Annotated in this window: 5 protein-coding genes; all 5 read right to left on the bottom strand. The window is 72.7% G+C overall.

The genetic code is table 11. The features are described from left to right. On the bottom strand, window positions 1–4322 hold a 4322-nt coding region (locus ACIBH4_RS39315), incomplete at its 3' end, for a type I polyketide synthase (RefSeq protein WP_399173870.1). 131 nt (window positions 4323–4453) lie between these two features. Then, on the bottom strand, window positions 4454–5752 hold the full coding sequence (locus ACIBH4_RS39310; RefSeq protein WP_362522314.1) for an activator-dependent family glycosyltransferase: 1299 nt from the start codon (window positions 5750–5752) through the stop codon (window positions 4454–4456). Between the two features lie 429 nt (window positions 5753–6181). After that, a complete protein-coding gene (locus ACIBH4_RS39305; protein ID WP_362770311.1) occupies window positions 6182–8740 on the bottom strand; it encodes an FtsX-like permease family protein in 2559 nt (852 codons plus the stop codon). Next, the gene (locus tag ACIBH4_RS39300) at window positions 8740–9540 is read right to left on the bottom strand and encodes an ABC transporter ATP-binding protein (protein ID WP_362770309.1); all 801 of its coding nucleotides are present in this window, start codon (window positions 9538–9540) and stop codon (window positions 8740–8742) included. The genes ACIBH4_RS39305 and ACIBH4_RS39300 overlap by 1 nt, the downstream gene beginning before the upstream one ends. A gap of 152 nt (window positions 9541–9692) precedes the next feature. Beyond that, on the bottom strand, window positions 9693–17105 hold the full coding sequence (locus ACIBH4_RS39295) for an SDR family NAD(P)-dependent oxidoreductase (protein WP_399173867.1): 7413 nt from the start codon (window positions 17103–17105) through the stop codon (window positions 9693–9695). Window positions 17106–17111 lie beyond the last annotated feature (6 nt).

Raw genomic sequence — 17111 nt, 5'->3', positions numbered from 1 at the left:
TCCGACAGGCTCCCCTTGACCGGCGCGTCCAGCCGCCACTCGGCCACCCCCGCCGGCACCGCGAGCCCGTCCCCGCCCGCCGCCCGCGCCAGGCGCGGCGCCCACGCCTTTCCATCACGTACGGCCACCTGCGGCTCGTCCGGGGTCGTCGCGGTGAGCAACGCCGTACCGGAAACGGGGCTCTCGTCGAGGTCCACCAGCAGGAGGCGGTCCGGGTTCTCCGCCTGGGCGGCGCGCAGCAGGCCAAGGGCCGCGGCGCCCGCCAGGTCGGTGACGTCGTCGCCGTGCACGGCTGCCGCGCCACGGGTCACCACCACCAGCCGCGCCGACCCGAACCGCTCCTCGGCCAGCCACTCCCGCACCAGCCGCAGAGCCCGGTGCGTCGCCGCCCGTACCCGAGCCGCGACATCTCCGTCCTCCTCCCCCTCAGGAGGCTGGAAGGGGACGAACACCAGATCCGGAACGACCTCGGAGGCCGCCAACGACCCCAGCCCCTCGAACTCCTCGATCTCCGCACCGGTCGCGCGCAGTGCCTCGGCCAGCCCGATCCCGTCGGCGCCCAGCACCGCGTACCGTTGCCCGGCGGGGACCTCGGCGAGTGGCGGCACCGTCCAGTCCACGCGGAAGAGGGAGTCGCGGCGGGCGTCGGCCGCCGCGGAAAGCCGGTCCGCCGGGAGGGGACGCGACAGCAGGGACTCCACGGAGGCCACCGGGCTCCCCGAGACGTCGGCGAGCCGGAGCGAGACCGTGTCGGTGCCGGCGGGCGACAGACGCACCCTCAGCTCGGCGGCCCCTTCGGCGTGCAGGGAGACGCCGGACCAGGCGAACGGCAGGCTCACCTCGCCGGACCCGCCATCCAGCAGCGCCTCGGCGTGCAGGGCGGCGTCCAGCAGCGCCGGGTGCAGGGCGAACCTCCCCGCCTCTCCTCGCGCGTCCTGGGGGAGGGCGACCTCGGCGAAGATCTCCTCGCCGCGCCGCCAGGCCGCCCGCAGCCCCTGGAACAGGGGGCCGTACTCGTATCCCTGGCCCGCCAGCCGCTCGTACAGGCCGTCCACCTCCAGTGCCGTCGCACCCGCCGGAGGCCACTCGGCCAGGTCGAAGGGCTCTGAGGGGATGTCGGCGACGAGGAAACCCGTGGCGTGCCGGGTCCAGGGCGCGTCCGCCTCGTCGTCGGTGCCCTCGGGGCGGGAGTGGACGGTGACCGGGCGGCGGCCCGTCTCGTCCGACGCCCCCACCGACACCTGCACCTGCACGCCGCCCTCCCTCAGCGGCAGCGGTGCCTCAAGCGTCAGCTCGTCCACCGTCCCGCACCCCACCCGGTCACCGGCACGCATCGCCAGCTCCACGAACGCCGTACCCGGCAGCAGCACCGTGCCCGCCACGGCGTGGTCGGCGAGCCACGGGTGCGTGCGCGTCGACAGCCGTCCGGTCAGCAGGACCTCGCCGGTTCCCGCCGATGTCACCGCCGCGCCGAGCAGCGGGTGACCGGCCGCGGTCAGGCCGGTGGACGCCAGGTCGATCGCGTCGGTGGCGTCCAGCCAGTACCGCTCGCGCTGGAAGGCGTATGTGGGGAGCTTCACCGGGCGAGGGTCGTGGGGGGCGAACAGCGGTTCCCAGTTCACCGGCGCCCCGTGCGCGTACGCCTCGGCCAGCGAGGTGACGAACCGGTTCATGCCGCCCTCGTCGCGCCGCAGGGAGCCGACGACGACCGCGGTACCGGCCGCGGCGTCCACGGTCTCCTGGACGCCCACGGTGAGCACCGGGTGGGGGCCGATCTCGATGAACAGCCCGTGCCCCTCCCGCACCAGCGCGTGGGTGGCCTCCTCGAAGCGCACCTGCCGCCTGAGGTTGGCGTACCAGTAACCGGCGTCGAGCTCCGCGGTGTCGATCGGCTCGCCGGTCACCGTGGAGTAGAAGGGCACCTCCGCCGACCTGGGGGCGATCCCTTCCAGGTCGGCCAGGATCCGCTCCCTGAGCGGCTCCACGTAGGCCGAGTGCGACGGATAGTCGATGGGGATCTTCCTGGCGCGGACGCCGTCGGCCACCAGCCGCTCCAGCAACTCGTCCAGGGCCTCCGTCTCGCCGGAGAGCACCACGGATCCGGGACCGTTAACCGCGGCCACCGCCACGCGGTCGCCCCAGGGTGCCAGCAGTTCCCGCATCCGCTCGGCCGGGAGCGAGACCGCTATCATCTCCCCGTGGCCGGACAACTCCTCGCCGATGGCGAGGCCGCGGAGCGCGACCACCCGGGCGCCGTCCTCCAGCGACAGCGCGCCCGCCACGCAGGCGGCGGCGACCTCTCCCTGCGAGTGACCGACGACGGCGTCGGGTTCGACACCGTACGAGCGCCACAGCTCGGCCAGTGAGACCATGACGGCCCACAGCGCGGGCTGCACCACGTCCATCCGTCCCAGCGGTGGCGCGCCCGGCTCGCCGCGCAGCACCTCCACGAGCTTCCAGTCGACGAAGGTCGCGAGCGCGTCGGCGCACTCGGCCATCCGGGCGGCGAACACCGGTGAGGAGTCCATCAGCTCGACGGCCATCCCCGCCCACGCCGCTCCCTGCCCGGGGAAGACGAACACCACCCTCGGGTCGGGGACGGCGACGCCGCGCACGACGTTCGGCGCGGCGTCGTGTCCGGCGACGGCGCGCACGCCCGCCAGCAGGTCGGCACGGCCGGTGCCGACCACCACGGCGCGATGCGGGAAGGCCGCGCGGGAGGTGACGGCGGCGTGCCCGACGTCGACCGGCGACAGCCCGGCGTCCGCGTCCACGTGCGCCGCGAGGCGTTCCGCCTGGGCACGCAGCGCCTCCTCGTCCTTTCCCGAGATCACCCAGGGCAGCACAGGGGATGAGCCGTACCCGCCGGCGACGTCGCCCTCCTTGTCCGTACCGCCCGCGTTCTCCGTACCGTCCGCGGCCTCCGGCGTGAGCGGTGGAGCCTCCTCCAGGATGACGTGCGCATTGGTGCCGCTCACTCCGAAGGAGGAGACACCGGCTCTGCGCGGGGCGCCGCCGTTCTCCCAGGTCTCGGCCTCGGTCAGCAGCGTGACGTCACCGGCCGACCAGTCGACGTGCGGTGAGGGCTCGTCCACGTGCAGGGTACGGGGCAGGACGCCGTGCCGCATCGCCAGCACCATCTTGATCACACCGGCGACGCCGGCGGCCCCCTGCGTGTGGCCGATGTTCGACTTGATCGAGCCCAGGCGGAGCGGCCTGCCCTCGGGGCGTTCCCGCCCGTACGTGGCGAGCAGCGCCTGGGCCTCGATCGGATCGCCGAGGCCGGTGCCGGTGCCGTGTCCTTCGACGGCGTCGATCTGGGCGGCCGACAGACGCGCGTTGGCCAGCGCCTGGCGGATGACCCGTTGCTGTGCGGGTCCGTTCGGCGCGGTCAGCCCGCTGCTGGCACCGTCCTGGTTGATCGCCGAGCCGCGGATGACCGCCAGGATCGGGTGTCCGGCGCGCTGGGCGTCCGAGAGGCGTGCCATCAGGAGCATGCCCACGCCCTCACCCCAGCCGGTGCCGTCCGCCGCGGCGGCGTAGGCCTTGCAGCGGCCGTCGGGGGCGAGGCCCCGCTGGCGGCTGAACTCCACGAAGGTGCTCGGCGTGGACATGACCGTCACGCCGCCCGTCAGCACCATCGAGCACTCGCCCTGACGCAGTGCCTGAACCCCCAGATGCAGCGCCACCAGGGACGAGGAGCACGCGGTGTCCACCGAGACCGCGGGCCCCTCCAGGCCCAGCACGTAGGCGACCCGCCCGGAGGCGACACTGCCGTCGCTGCCGTTGCCGATGTAGCCGCCGAGTTCGTCGGGGACGGCGCGGGCCCTGGAGCCGTAGTCGTGGTAGATCACCCCCGCGTAGACGCCGACGGCACTGCCCCGCGCGGACAGCGGATCGATCCCCGCGTCCTCGAACGCCTCCCAGGCGGTCTCCAGCAGCAGCCGCTGCTGGGGGTCCATCGCCACCGCCTCCCGGGGGTTGATCCCGAAGAAGGCCGGGTCGAACCCCGCCGCGTCGTAGAGGAAGCCGCCCGAGCGCGTGTAGCTCTTGCCCGGACGGTCCGCGTCGGGGTCGTAGAGGTCGTCGACGTCCCAGCCACGGTCCTCGGGGAACGAGGAGATGGCGTCGCCGCCCTCGGCCAGCAGTCGCCACAGCGCCTCCGGGCTGTCCACACCCCCGGGGAACCGGCAGCTCATCCCGATGATCGCGATCGGCTCGGTCTCCCTGCGCTCGGCCTCTCGCAGCCTTTGCCTGACCTCTCGCAGATCGGTCGTCGCCCGCCGCAGATAATCGAGAAGTTTGCCGTCGTTCTCCACCACGTCACCCCTGTCAGACCGTTCGGAGGCCTCACCCGGTCGAACCGTGCGTCTCGGGTCGAGGCGTAAAGGAAAAGGGCGCTCGCGTCGCGGGGCGGCCCGTGTTCGGCGTTCCGGTGAATCGCCGGCGAACCTCAGCCGGCCGGCGTCGGCTCGCCGCTCTCCGCCCGGTGGCGGGCGACCAGCCCTTCCAGGTCGCGTACGAGATCGTGCGGGGCCGGGGTGGCCTCGGCGATGCCCCCGAGCCGGGTCGCGTTCTCCCTGAACGACGGCTCGTCGATCAGGCGCAGCAGGTTCTCCCTGAGCGTCCGCGCCGAGAGGTCCTCCGGCTCTACGACGAGGCCCGCGCCCTCGGCGGCCAGCCGCCGGGCCATACCCGCCTCGTCGTAGAGTTTCGCGGGGACGACGAGCTGCGGAATCCCGTGCGCGATCGCGGTCCCGAACGTCCCGGTGCCGCCGTGATGGACGATCGCCGCGCAACCCGGCAGCAGGGAGTTGAGCGGGACGTAGTCGACGATCCGCACGTTGTCCGGAACCTTCTCCCCCGGATCGAGTTGGGCGGTGTTGAGGGTCGCGACCAGTTCGAGGTCGAGGTCGGCCACGGCCTCGAACAGGTCGGTGGCTCCGATGCTGCCGTTCCCGCCCCACACCTCGCGCCCTGACACGCCGAGGGTGAAGCAGACCCGGGGCCGCCCGGATCCGGCCTCGCGCAGCCAGTCCGGGAAGACGGCGGGGCCGTTGTAGGGGACGAAACGAACGGGCAGGTAGTCGTGTTCGACGGGAAAACGCGTCCAGACCGGCATCGAGTCGATGGTGGCCTGGCCCAGGATGGTGTCCTCGTGGAACTCGCAGCCGTACCTCGCCAGCTTCGCGGTGACCCAGTCGGCCACCGGGTCCTCGACGGGGTGCCCCGGCTGTGTCTCCCTCAGCCGCAGGAACAGCGAGCGCATCCGCCCCCAGTGGTCCCTGCCGAAGGTCGACCGGACGTGCGCGGCGCCGCAGGCTCGGGCCGCCACCGGGCCGGGGAAGGTGATCGAGTCCCAGACCACCAGGTCGGGACGCCAGTGGCGGCAGAAGGCGACGAGGTCGTCGTACATCGACTCGTCCGTGATGAAATCCAAGGCGAGGGGTGAGGCGAAGGAGGCCATGCAGTCGCGCACGTACTCGTAGGTGAGGACGTCGGGCCGCTCCTCGGCGATGTCGTAGCCGGAACCGAAGATCTGCTGGTCGACGGGGACGGCCGCGAGCCGCTCGGCCACGTTGGACATCTCACCCACCGATACCGCGGTCAGACCGGTCCGGGTGACCTCGTCGAGGATGTCCGGCTGGGTGGCGACGATCACCTCGTGGCCGGCGGCCTTCAGCGCCCACGCGATCGGTACCACCAGAAAGAGATGGGCGTTCGCGGCATGCAGGGTGAACAGGACACGCATGAAGATTTCCTCCGGACTTCATTCAAACGAGATCAGACTGCCTACCGCGAGATCAGCGAATTCGTCTTCGTGCTTCGCGGTCGCGGATAACCCGCACCGATTCCAGAAGGTGGGAAAACTGCTGTCCGCCGCTTTCCATGCCGAACCAAGTAGCACGCTACCTATGTCGGTGCGATGAAACCGACCCCTAGCGCACCCCTCAGCCTCCCCTGAGGAGAACCCGGGCTTCCTGGTCGTGCCGCCGGCGGCACGACCAGGTCAGAGCATGTGGAGACGTACCGGGACGGCGAGGGGAGGGGGTGTCGTGCCCCCCTCCCCCTAGACGGTGAACCCCGGCTGGAACACCGCGCGCGACGCCCCCTCGCGACCGGGGCCACGCGGGCAGGCGGAGGGGAAGGCGTGCGCCGGAAGCCGGCGACCCGTGACCCGCTAGGAGCCCCCGGAGTCGGCGGAGCGGACGCGGCGGGGACGGGTGACGATCCACGCGGGCGACAGAGCTCCCATCAGCGCGGACAGGCCGACGGAGCAGACCACGATGACGTAGAGCCACACCGGTCCAGAGGGGAGCGGGGAGCCGTTGACCGCGACGGTGAAGGGCAGCAGCAAGGGCACGAAGCACGCGGTGCCGAGCACGACGCCGATGACGGCGACCAGGACCCCCTCGACGCCCATCATCCGCAGGATCTGCCCCCGGCTGGAGCCGATCAGCCGTTGCAGCCTGAACTCCCTGCGCCGTCGTACCGCGCCCGCCGCCTGGGTGCTGATCACCGAGATCACGACGAAGGCGAGTGTCGTCCCGATGAGCAGGTGATTCACCCATGCCCGCGTCCGCTGCCGCTCGGTGTGCGGGCCGGACAACACGTCGTCACCGCTCACCCGCAGCCCCGGCACGGCTCGCGCCACTCCGGCCAGGGCCGCGGCCACCCGGGGGACGTCTCCGTCCGAGACCGCGCGCACGAGGATCTGGGGCGGCCGACCGGCCGTGGTGTGCTGAGCCAGCAGGTCGGCGGGCATCAGGACCGTCTCGGCACCCGCCCTCGCCGACAGCAGCGCGACCACCCTCAACTCGGCCGCGTGTCCGTCGCCCAGGCGGATCCTGACCGTGTCGCCGAGGCCGCGGCCGAGTTGCCGGGCGTGCCCCTCGGCCAGCGCGACGCTGTGCCCGCGCAGCGCGGCGAGCGTACCGGCGGTGAGCCTGAGCTTCATGACGTGCTCGGCGCCCTCCGCGTTGACCCCCCGGACCGGCCACCCGTCCTCGCCCTGCCAGGCGTCGTACGGGCTCTCCAGGAACACGGTGCCGGTCACGAACTCCGAGGCCCCCGCGACACCCGGGATCGACCGGACCCGGGCGAGCATGTCGGTGGCCAGACCGCCGGTCTGCGCGGTGAGCACGACGTCGGCGCGCAGGTCCCTGACGTACGCGCGCTCGGCCACGCCCGCCGGGGACATCTGGAGGTAGACGTTGGCCAGGGCGATTCCCGTGACGAGCATGATGGGCGTGGCCGCGGCGGCCACCCGGACGGTCCGCGCCCGGGTGTTGAGGATGGCGAGATGCCCCGGCTGGCCGAAGACCGCGCGGACCGGCCGGCGCAGGGCCTCGGTCATCGCCACCGTCATGCGGGGGGCGACCAGGGTCAGCCCCACGGAGAGCGCGACCACGGTCAGACAGACGGCGATCACCCCGGGTGGGCGGGGTGCCACCGCCGCCGAGACGGCGAGCGCCACACCGCCGGCGAGGCAGATCAGCGCGATCGCCGATCGCACCAGGCCGAGCGGCCGCCGCTGGGGCACGGTGCCGGCGGGCCGCTCGACGGCCGGGATCATCGACGCCCGCCTCGCCGGAAGGAACACCGCCGCCGCGGCGGCGAGCAGGCACGTCGCGACGGCGGCCACGACCGGGATCCAGCTCTGCTGGAACGGCATGACCTCGGGAACCAGACCGTCGGCCACCAACCGCCCGAACAACCAGTGTCCGAGATAGGGGCCGAGCAGGCAGCCCGGCACGACGGCGAGCACGGAGACCGTCATCCCCTCCCCGGACACCATGCGCCGGATCCGCGCCGGGGACGTGCCCATCACCTTCAGCAGCGCCATCTCCCGACTGCGGTGCTCGACCGACATGCCGAGGGTGCCCGCCACGACGAGTGCGGCGACCAGGAGCGTCGTCCCCGCGGTCACCCCGGAGATGACGACGAGGTTCTCGCCGCCGTCCCTGCCCTCGGGGAACTCGGCCAGTCCGCGGTCGTCACCGACCAGAGCCGTCGCCATGTGACCGTGCAGCGCGGCCTGGATCCGCGACCGGAGCACCCCGGTGTCGATCCCCCTGGCGGGCAGGACCGCGACGGCGTCGACGGTGCCGGGGTGCCCGGCCAGGCGCCGGGCGTCGGACGCGGAGAAGAACATCGCGGCCTCGGTGATCGCGCGACCGTCCGCGGGCGCGGCGACACCGGTGACCCGGTAGGTCTCGGCGACGCCGCCGACCGCGACCTCGACGCGGTCTCCCACCCCGGCGCCGGAACTCCGGGCCAGCGTGGCGTCGAGCACCACCTCTCCCGGACTCCCCGGCGGCGTGCCGGCGCCCAGCTCGTACGGCGCGAGCCGGGCGGAGCTCCAGTCGTGCCCGACGCCCGCAGGCCTGCCCCCCAGCAGGACCGTGGCGGGGAACGACAGGTCACCGATCACCCGGTCCACCCCGGGGACGGCCCTCAGGGTGTCGAGCAGGCCGACACCGAGCCGCACGCGTTCGGTCAAACGCGTCCACTCGGTGTCCTCGTCTCGCAGGTCGGCTTTGGGCAGCGGATAGGACGGGTCACCGACTATCACGATCGGCGCCCCCGCCAGGCGCTGGGGCGGCACCTTCCCCCGGATGCCGGTCTCCATCAGCGCACCGGCAGCCGAGACGATCACGGCACCGAGGAGCATCGCGGTGAAGACGGCGGCGAAGACATCCTTGCGGAAGGACAGCGTGCGCAGGGCGAGGCGCCACATCAGCCGACGTTCCCCCCTTCGGGCCTCGGTGGCCTGTCCCAGATGCCGAGGTGGGACATCCTCTGGACCACCGCCCTGTCCATCGGCAGGCTCCGCTCGTCGACGACGCGGCCGTCGGCGAGGAAGACGACGCGATCGGCGTAGGAGGCGACCAGCGGGTCGTGGCTGGCCATGACGACGGTCCGGCCGCCCTCGTGCGCGGCCTCCTGCAGCAGCCCGAGGACACTCTCGGTGGCGCGGGCGTCCAACGCGCCGGTCGGCTCGTCGGCGAAGATCACCGGGTGGCGGGTGACCAGGGCACGGGCGATGGCGGCCCGCTGGCGCTGTCCGGGGGAGAGTTCGTACGGCCGATGGCGCGTCCTGTCGGCCAGCCCGACCTTGCGCATCACCTCGGCAAGCAGCGAAGGGTCGGCGGCCCTGCCCGCCAGGGAGAGGGGCAGGACGACGTTCTCCTCAACGTCCAGTGCGGGCAGCAGGTTGAACTTCTGGCAGATGAAGCCGATCCGTTCACGGCGCAACTCCGTCAGCGCCGCCTCGTCGAGCCCGTTCAGCTCCCTCCCCTCAAGGGTCACCGTTCCCGAGGTCGGCCTGTCGAGCCCGGCCGCGCACTGCAGCAGCGTGCTCTTGCCCGACCCGGACGGCCCTATGATCGCGGTGAGACTGCCGCGCGGGCAGCCGATCGTCACACCTCCCAGAGCGACGACGACGTCCGCTCCGCTCCGGTAGGTCTTCTGCACCGAGTCGAGCCGGACGATCTCCTCGACTTCCTGACTCTCCGCGCGGAACCCTTCGCTGTCCATAGGCCGAAGCGTAATCAGCGGCTGATAGCCGGCACATCGGCCGGAGGGGCCATACAGCTCATCCCTGCGACGGGTGGCGGTGAGGGCCCGGATGTCCCGGGGCAGGACCTCCTCGCGCGGGGCGCGAGGAGTCCATCCCAGGTCGAAGCCCGTCACAGCTCACTGTCGAGGATGTCGAACAGTTCGTCCGCGGTCGCCGACTCCAACTCGGTCCCACCGGTCGTCGTCGCCTCCCTCCGGTGTGTCTCGATCCATCTGGAGGTGAGCGCGCGCAGCCGGCCGGTGATCCTCTCGTGCTCCACCGGATCGGGCGCCGCGGTCTCCATCGCGTGTTCGAGCCTGGCGAGCTCCGCCTCCAACGTCGCCGAGGGCGGCTCGTCGGCGACGAGTTCGGTCCTGATGTGGTCGGCGACCGAGGCCAGGGTCGGGTAGTCGAAGATGAGGGTCGCGGGCAGCCGCACGCCGGTGGCGGCGCCGAGCCGGTTACGGAGTTCCACAGCGGTCAGCGAGTCGAAACCCAGCTCCTTGAACGGCCTGAGCGGATCCACCGCGTCACCGTCCAGGTGTCCGAGGACCGCGGCGACGTGGGTGCGCACCAGGTCCAGCAGCAGGCGGTCGCGGCCGGTGGCCGACAGCGACTCCAGCCGCTGCCGCAACGACTGCTCGACCGGGGCCGAAGCCGCCTCGCGGACCGCCCGGCGAGTCCTGGTGGTGATCAGGCCGCGGAGCATCGCAGGAAGCGCCTCGGCCCGTGAGCGCTGGGCCGCCAGATCCAGCCGGATGGGGACCAGGGTGGCCTCCCCGAACTCGAGCGACCGGTCGAGCAACGCCATCCCGGCCTCGGCCGTGAGCGGCAGCAGGCCGGAGGCACGCAGCCGGCGCAGGTCGGTCTCGCCGAGCTGTGCCGTCATGCCGCCGATCTCGGGTGCCCACATGCCCCAGGCGAGAGAGAGCGCGGGCAGGCCCGCGGACCTTCTGTGCTCGGCCAGTGCGTCCAGGAAGGCGTTCGCCGCCGCGTAGTTGCCCTGCCCGGCACCGTCCAGCGTGCCCGCCGAGGAGGAGAAGAGCACGAACGCGGACAGGTCGAGGCCGCGGGTGAGCTCATGCAGGTGCCAGGCCGCGTCGGATTTCGGCCGCCAGACCGTGTCGACCTGGCCGGGCGAGAGCGACCCGATGACGCCGTCGGCCACGACTCCGGCCGTGTGGACGACCGCGGTGAGCGGGTGGCCGCCGGGCAGGTCGCCCAGAAGCGCGGCCAGGGCCTCCCTGTCGGAGACGTCGCACGAGGCGACGGTGACCTCGGCTCCGAGCCCGGTCAGTTCGTCGCGGAGCCGCTCGGCACCAGGGGCGTCGATGCCCCGCCGACCGGCCAGTACGAGGTGGCGGGCTCCGTGACCGGTGACGAGGTGCCGCGCGACGAGGGCGCCGAGACCGCCGGTGCCACCGGTGACGAGCACCGTGCCGTTCCCGTCGAGCGGCGCGGGCACGGTGAGCACGAGCTTGCCGACGTGCCTGGCCTGCGCCATGAACCGGAACGCCTCGGGCGCGCGGCGTACGTCCCAGGTGCGGATCGGCGGCGGGGTGAGCACACCCCGTTCGAACAGCCGGACCAACTCGGCCAGGATCTCCGCGGTCCGGCCGGGGCCGACGTCGGAGAGGTCGAACGCCCGGTAGGCGACTCCGGGATGCTGCGCCGCGACCTCCTCCGGGTATCGCACGTCGGTCTTGCCCATCTCGGCGAACCGGCCGCCGCGCGGCAGCAGGTCCAAGGAGGCGTCCACGAACTCCCGGGCCAGCGAGTTGAGCACGACGTCAACGCCTCGGCCACCGGTGGCCTCCAGGAAGCGGCTCCTGAAGTCCAGGTCGCGGGAGGAGGCGATACGGTCGTCGGGGACGCCCAGGGCCCGCAGCGCGTCCCGCTTGCCGTCGCTCACCGTGCCGAACACCTCGGCGCCCAGGTGGGCGGCGAGCTGGACGGCCGCCATGCCGACGCCACCGGCCGCCGCGTGGACCAGCACCGACTCCCCTTCCTTGAGGTCCGCCAGGTCCACGAGGCCGTAGTAGGCGGTGGCGAACACGGCGGGTACCGACGCCGCCTCGGCGAAGGACCAGCCCGCCGGGATCGGCACGACCATCCGGTGGTCGACCACCGCGTACGGGCCGAAGCAGGCGTCGATGAGGCCCATCACGCGGTCGCCGGGCGCGAGGCCGACCACCCCGGGTCCGACCTCGGTGATCACCCCGGCGGCGTCCGCGCCCAGGTCGGCCCGGCCGGGATACATGCCGAGGGTGATCATGACATCACGGAAGTTCAGGCCGCCGGCGCGGATCGCCACGCGCACCTCGCCGGACTCCAGCGGCCGATCACGGGCGTCGCACGCGGACAGCGCGAGGTTGTCCAGCGTGCCCTGCCTGGTCACCTCCAGCCGCCAGGCTCCCCCGCCGGCCGGTGGTGTCAACAGGCCCGCCGAGCCGGTCCTGGCCAGGCGCGGCACCATGGCCAGGCCGTCGCGCAGTGCCAGTTCGAACTCGCCCATGTCCAGCACGCCGGACAGCGCGCGGTGGGAGTCGTCGGAGCCGTCCACGTCCAGGAGGAGGAACCTGCCCGGATTCTCCGCCTGCGCCGCGCGGACCAGGCCCCACAGGGGAGCCTGCGCGAGGTCGGGCGCGCCGTCGCCGGAGCCGGTCCTGACCGCGCCGCGGGTCACCACGGCCAGCCTGGTCCCGGCGAGGCGGTCGTCGGCGAGCCAGGTACCGAGCAGGTCCAGGGTACGGAGTGTCGCGGTCCTCGCCGTCTCCGTCGCACTGCCGTCCCCGCCGGAGAGGGCCGGAACCAGTACGGTCTTCGGCCTGACGGGCATGGCGCGCAACGCGTCGAGGTTCGCGACGAAGGAGACGTCGAGTCCCGCCGAGCGCAGCGCCCGGCCCAGCCGGTCGTCCTCGGTCCCGAGGACGACCCACTCCCCGTCGCCCTCGACGACGGGCACCGCCGTCCAGTCCACCCGGTACAGCGAGTCGCGGGCGGCACCGAGCCCTTCGCCGGAGACCGGGCGCATGGCCAGCGACCCGATGGTGACCACCGGGGCACCGGTGCCGTCGGCCACCTGGAGCGAGGCGGTGTCGGAACCGTTCCTGGAGACCCTCACCCGCACCGACGAGGCGCCGGTCGCGTGCAGGGCGACGCCGTTCCAGGCGAACGGCAGCTCGACGGGCCGGCCCGGCTCGGCCGGTTCGCCGAGTTCGATGGCGTGCAGCGCGGCGTCCAGCAGGGCCGGATGGACGCCGAAGAGCGCGGCGTCGGCGGCGACGCCCTCGGGCAGCGCGACCTCGGCGAACACCTCGCCGTTCCGTCGCCAGGCGGAGCGCAGTCCCTGGAAGGCCGGGCCGTAGCCGGCCCCCTCGGTGGCCAGTCGCTCGTAGAGCCCCGTGAGCTCGACAGGCTCGGCGCCGGGTGGCGGCCACTCGCCGAGGTCGAAGTCGCCGGACGGGCCGGACGGCGCGAGGAGGCCGGTGGCGTGCCGGGTCCACGGCTCGTCGCCCGTGCCGGTCCGCGAGTACAGCGACAGCGGGCGGCGGCCGGAGTCGTCGGCGCCTCCCACGACCGCCTGGAGCGCGACGCCCTCCCTGCCGGGAAGGACCAGCGGGGTCTCCAGGGTGAGTTCCTCGACGGTGTCACAGCCGACCTGGGTTCCCGCGCGGACGGCGAGCTCGACGAAGGCCGTACCCGGCACGATGACGGTGTTCAGGATGGTGTGGTCGGCCAGCCAGGGATGGCTGCTCAGCGAGACGCGTCCGGTCAGCACGGCGCCGCCGGAGTCGGGCAACGCCACCACCGCGCCGAGGAGGGGATGCTCGGCGGGCACCTGTCCGAAACCGGACGCGTCAGCGGTGAGGTCGCCGGTCTCCAGCCAGTAGTGGCGGTGCTGGAAGGCGTACGTCGGCAACTCCACCCTGCGCGCCTTCCTCGCACGCGCCACGGTGCCGTCCACGGCGACCGCACCCGTGGCCGTGCCGCTCTCGGCGGTCACGTCGGCAGGAGCGACGGACGCGGCGGTGGCGGCGTCGGTGAAGAACGCCTCCCAGTCAACGGCCACCCCCCGCGCATGCAAGGTGCCCAACGCCGTGACCAACTCCGAAGCCTCACCACGATCCCGGCGCATCACCGGCACGAACACCGCCCCAGACCCACCCCCCGAACCAGCCGAACCCGGCCCATCACCGAAAGCACCACCGGAACCGTCACCGGCCAGGCACTCCTGCCCCATCGCCGACAACACCCCCTCCGGCCCCACCTCCACGAACGTCTCCACCCCCGCCGAAACCAACACCCCCACCCCATCGGCGAACCGCACCGCCTCACGCACATGCCGAACCCAGTACTCCGGCGAACACAGCTGCTCAGCCGTAGCCGACTCCCCGGTCAACGTCGACACGATCGGAATCCGCGGCGAATCGTAGGTGAGCGTCCCGGCCAGGGTGCGGAAGTCCTCCAGCATCGGATCCATCAACGGGGAGTGGAAGGCGTGCGACACCCGCAACCGCTTCGTCCGCACCCCACGAGCGTCCAACTCGGCCGCGACGGCCAGAACCGCCTCCTCCGCCCCGGAGACCACCACCGACGCGGGACCGTTCACCGCGGCGACCGACACCTCCTTCTCCCGCCCGGCCAGCAGCTCGACGAGCTCCTCCTCGGAGGCCCGCACCGACACCATCGCCCCACCCACAGGAAGCGCCTGCATCAACCGCGCCCGCGCCGCCACCAACGCACACGCGTCCTGCAGCGACAACACCCCCGCCACATGAGCAGCCGCGATCTCCCCGACCGAGTGACCGGCCAGCACATCCGGCCGCACTCCCCAGGACTCCACCAGCCGGAACAGCGCCGTCTCCACCGCGAACAGCGCCGGCTGAGCCCACCCCGTCCGATCCAGCAACCCCGCCTCCACCGACCCCGGCTCGGCGAACAACACCTCACGCAGCGACCCGTCCAGTAGCGGGTCCAGCTCCGCGATCACCGCGTCCAACGCCGCCGCGAACACCGGGAACCGCGTGTACAGCTCCCGGCTCATCCCGGCCCGCTGGCTGCCCTGACCGGTGAACAACACCGCCACCCGGCCACCACTCGCCCGACCCCGCACCACACCCGAACCCGCGACTCCCCCGGCCAGCCCCGACAACCCGGCCATCACACTCTCACGGTCCCCACCCACCACCACCGCACGATGATCGAGGGCAGCACGCGTCGTCGCCAGCGAGTACGCCATATCCAGCAGATCGATCTCCGGCCGCTCCTCGATGTGCCCGGCCAGACGCGCGGCCTGCGCACCCAACGCCTCCTCGCCGCGCGCCGACACCACGAACGGCAACGGCAACCCGCCGGCAAACTCCACGACCTCGACCTCGACCTCGGCACCGGTGTCGCTCCCGATGCCGCTGTCGATGTCGGTGTCGACGGGGGCGGGGGCCTGCTCGATGATGACGTGGGCGTTGGTACCGCTGATACCGAAGGCCGACACACCCGCGCGGCGCGGGTGACCGTTCTCCGGCCACTCGACGGGCTCGGTCAGCAGCGACACCGCACCCGCCGACCAGTCGACGTGCGAGGTGGGCGCGTCCACGTGGAGGGTACGCGGGAGCATGTCGTTGTGGATGGAGAGCACCATCTTGATGACGCCCGCGACCCCGGCGGCGCACTGGGTGTGGCCGATGTTGGACTTGATCGCGCCCAGCCAGAGCGGACGCTCCGGGGAGCGGCCCTCACCGTAGGTGGCGAGCAGGGCCTGGGCCTCGATCGGGTCGCCGAGCGTGGTGCCGGTGCCGTGCGCCTCCACGGCGTCGACGTCTGACGGCGCGAGACGGGAGTTGGTGAGCGCCTGGCGGATGACGCGCTGCTGGGAGGGGCCGTTCGGAGCCGACAGGCCGTTGCTGGCACCGTCCTGGTTGACCGCGCTGCCCCGCACCACCGCCAGCACCGGATGACCGTTACGACGCGCGTCCGACAGCCGCTCCAGGACGACCATGCCGACGCCCTCGGAGAACACCGTGCCGTCCGCGGCGTCCGCGAAGGACTTGACCCGGCTGTCGGGGGCGAGGCCGCGCTGGCGGCTGAACTCCACGAAGAGCTCGGGAGTGGAGACCACCGTCACACCGCCGGCCAGCGCGAGCGTGCTCTCGCCCCGTCGCAGGGAGTCGCAGGCGAGGTGGAGTGCCACCAGCGACGACGAGCAGGCGGTGTCCACCGTGACGGCCGGGCCTTCGAGGCCGAGTACGTAGGCCACCCTGCCGGACATCACCGAACTTGAGTTGCCGGTGAGCAGGTAGCCCTCGACGCCCTCGGGCAGTTTCGCCAGCCCGGTGGCGTATCCGGTGCTCGAAGCTCCGACGAACACGCCGGTGGAGCTGCCCTTGAGCGCGTCGGGGGCGATCCCCGCGCGCTCCAGCACCTCCCAGGACGCCTCAAGCAGCAGCCTCTGCTGCGGGTCGGTGGCGAGGGCCTCGCGCGGCGAGATACCGAAGAAGCCCGCGTCGAACTCGCCCGCGTCGTGCATGAAGCCGCCGCCGCGCGCGTAGCTGGTGCCGTGCCGGGCGGGGTCGGGGTCGAAGAGCCGCTCCAGGTCCCAGCCCCGGTTGGCGGGGAACTCGGAGACGGCCTCCCTGCCCTCGGCCAGCAGCCGCCACAGCGCCTCCGGCGAGTCGATGCCGCCGGGGTAGCGGCAGCTCATGGAGACGATCACGATGGGGTCGTCGTCCGCGGGCGCCGAGACCGGTGCGGGTGGCTCGGCGTGCGCGGCGGAGACTCCGGCTCCGAGCAGCCTGCCCCTGAGGTGCTCGGCCAGGACCTCCGGGGTCGGGTAGTCGAAGACGAGGGTGGCGGGCAGGCGCAGGCCGGTGGCGGTGTTGAGCCGGTTGCGCAGTTCGATGGCGGTGAGCGAGTCGAAGCCCAGTTCCCTGAAGGCGCGGCCTGGCGGCACCGAGTCGGCGTCGGTGTGACCGAGCACGGTGGCGGCCTGCGTGCGGACCAGGGAGACGAGCACGCGGTCCCGCTCGGCCTCGGGGAGTCCTTCCAACTGCCGCCGCAGGGGAGAGTCACCGCCGGACGCGGGGGTGGCGGACGCCGTCACCTCGCGGCGGGCCGGGGTGCGGACGAGTCCTCGCAGCAACGCCGGCGGCGCGGCGGACCCTGCCCGCAGCGCGGCGAGATCGAGATGGATCGGCACGAGCAGCGCCTCGTCGAAGGCGCGGGCCACGTCGAACAGGGCGATCCCCTCCTCGGAGGAGAGGCCTCGGGCACCGGACTGCTCCATGCGCGCGATGTCGGTGTCGTCCAGATGGGCGCTCATGCCGCTGCGCTGGTTCCAGAAACCCCAGGCCAGCGAGAGCCCGGCCAGCCCCTGAGCCCTGCGGTGCGCCGCCAGCGCGTCGAGGAAGACGTTGGCGGCGGCGTAGTTGCCCTGTCCCGCGTCACCGAAGACTCCGGCGGCCGAGGAGAACATCACGAACGCCGACAGGTCCAGGTCACGGGTGAGCTCGTGCAGGTTCCACGCCGCGTCCACCTTGGGCCGCAACACCGC

The sequence above is a fragment of the Streptosporangium sp. NPDC050284 genome (genome assembly GCF_044459525.1).
Lineage (GTDB): Bacteria > Actinomycetota > Actinomycetes > Streptosporangiales > Streptosporangiaceae > Streptosporangium.
Note: the sequence above shows the minus strand (reverse complement) of the source record. Positions and strands in the feature narration are given on the sequence as shown.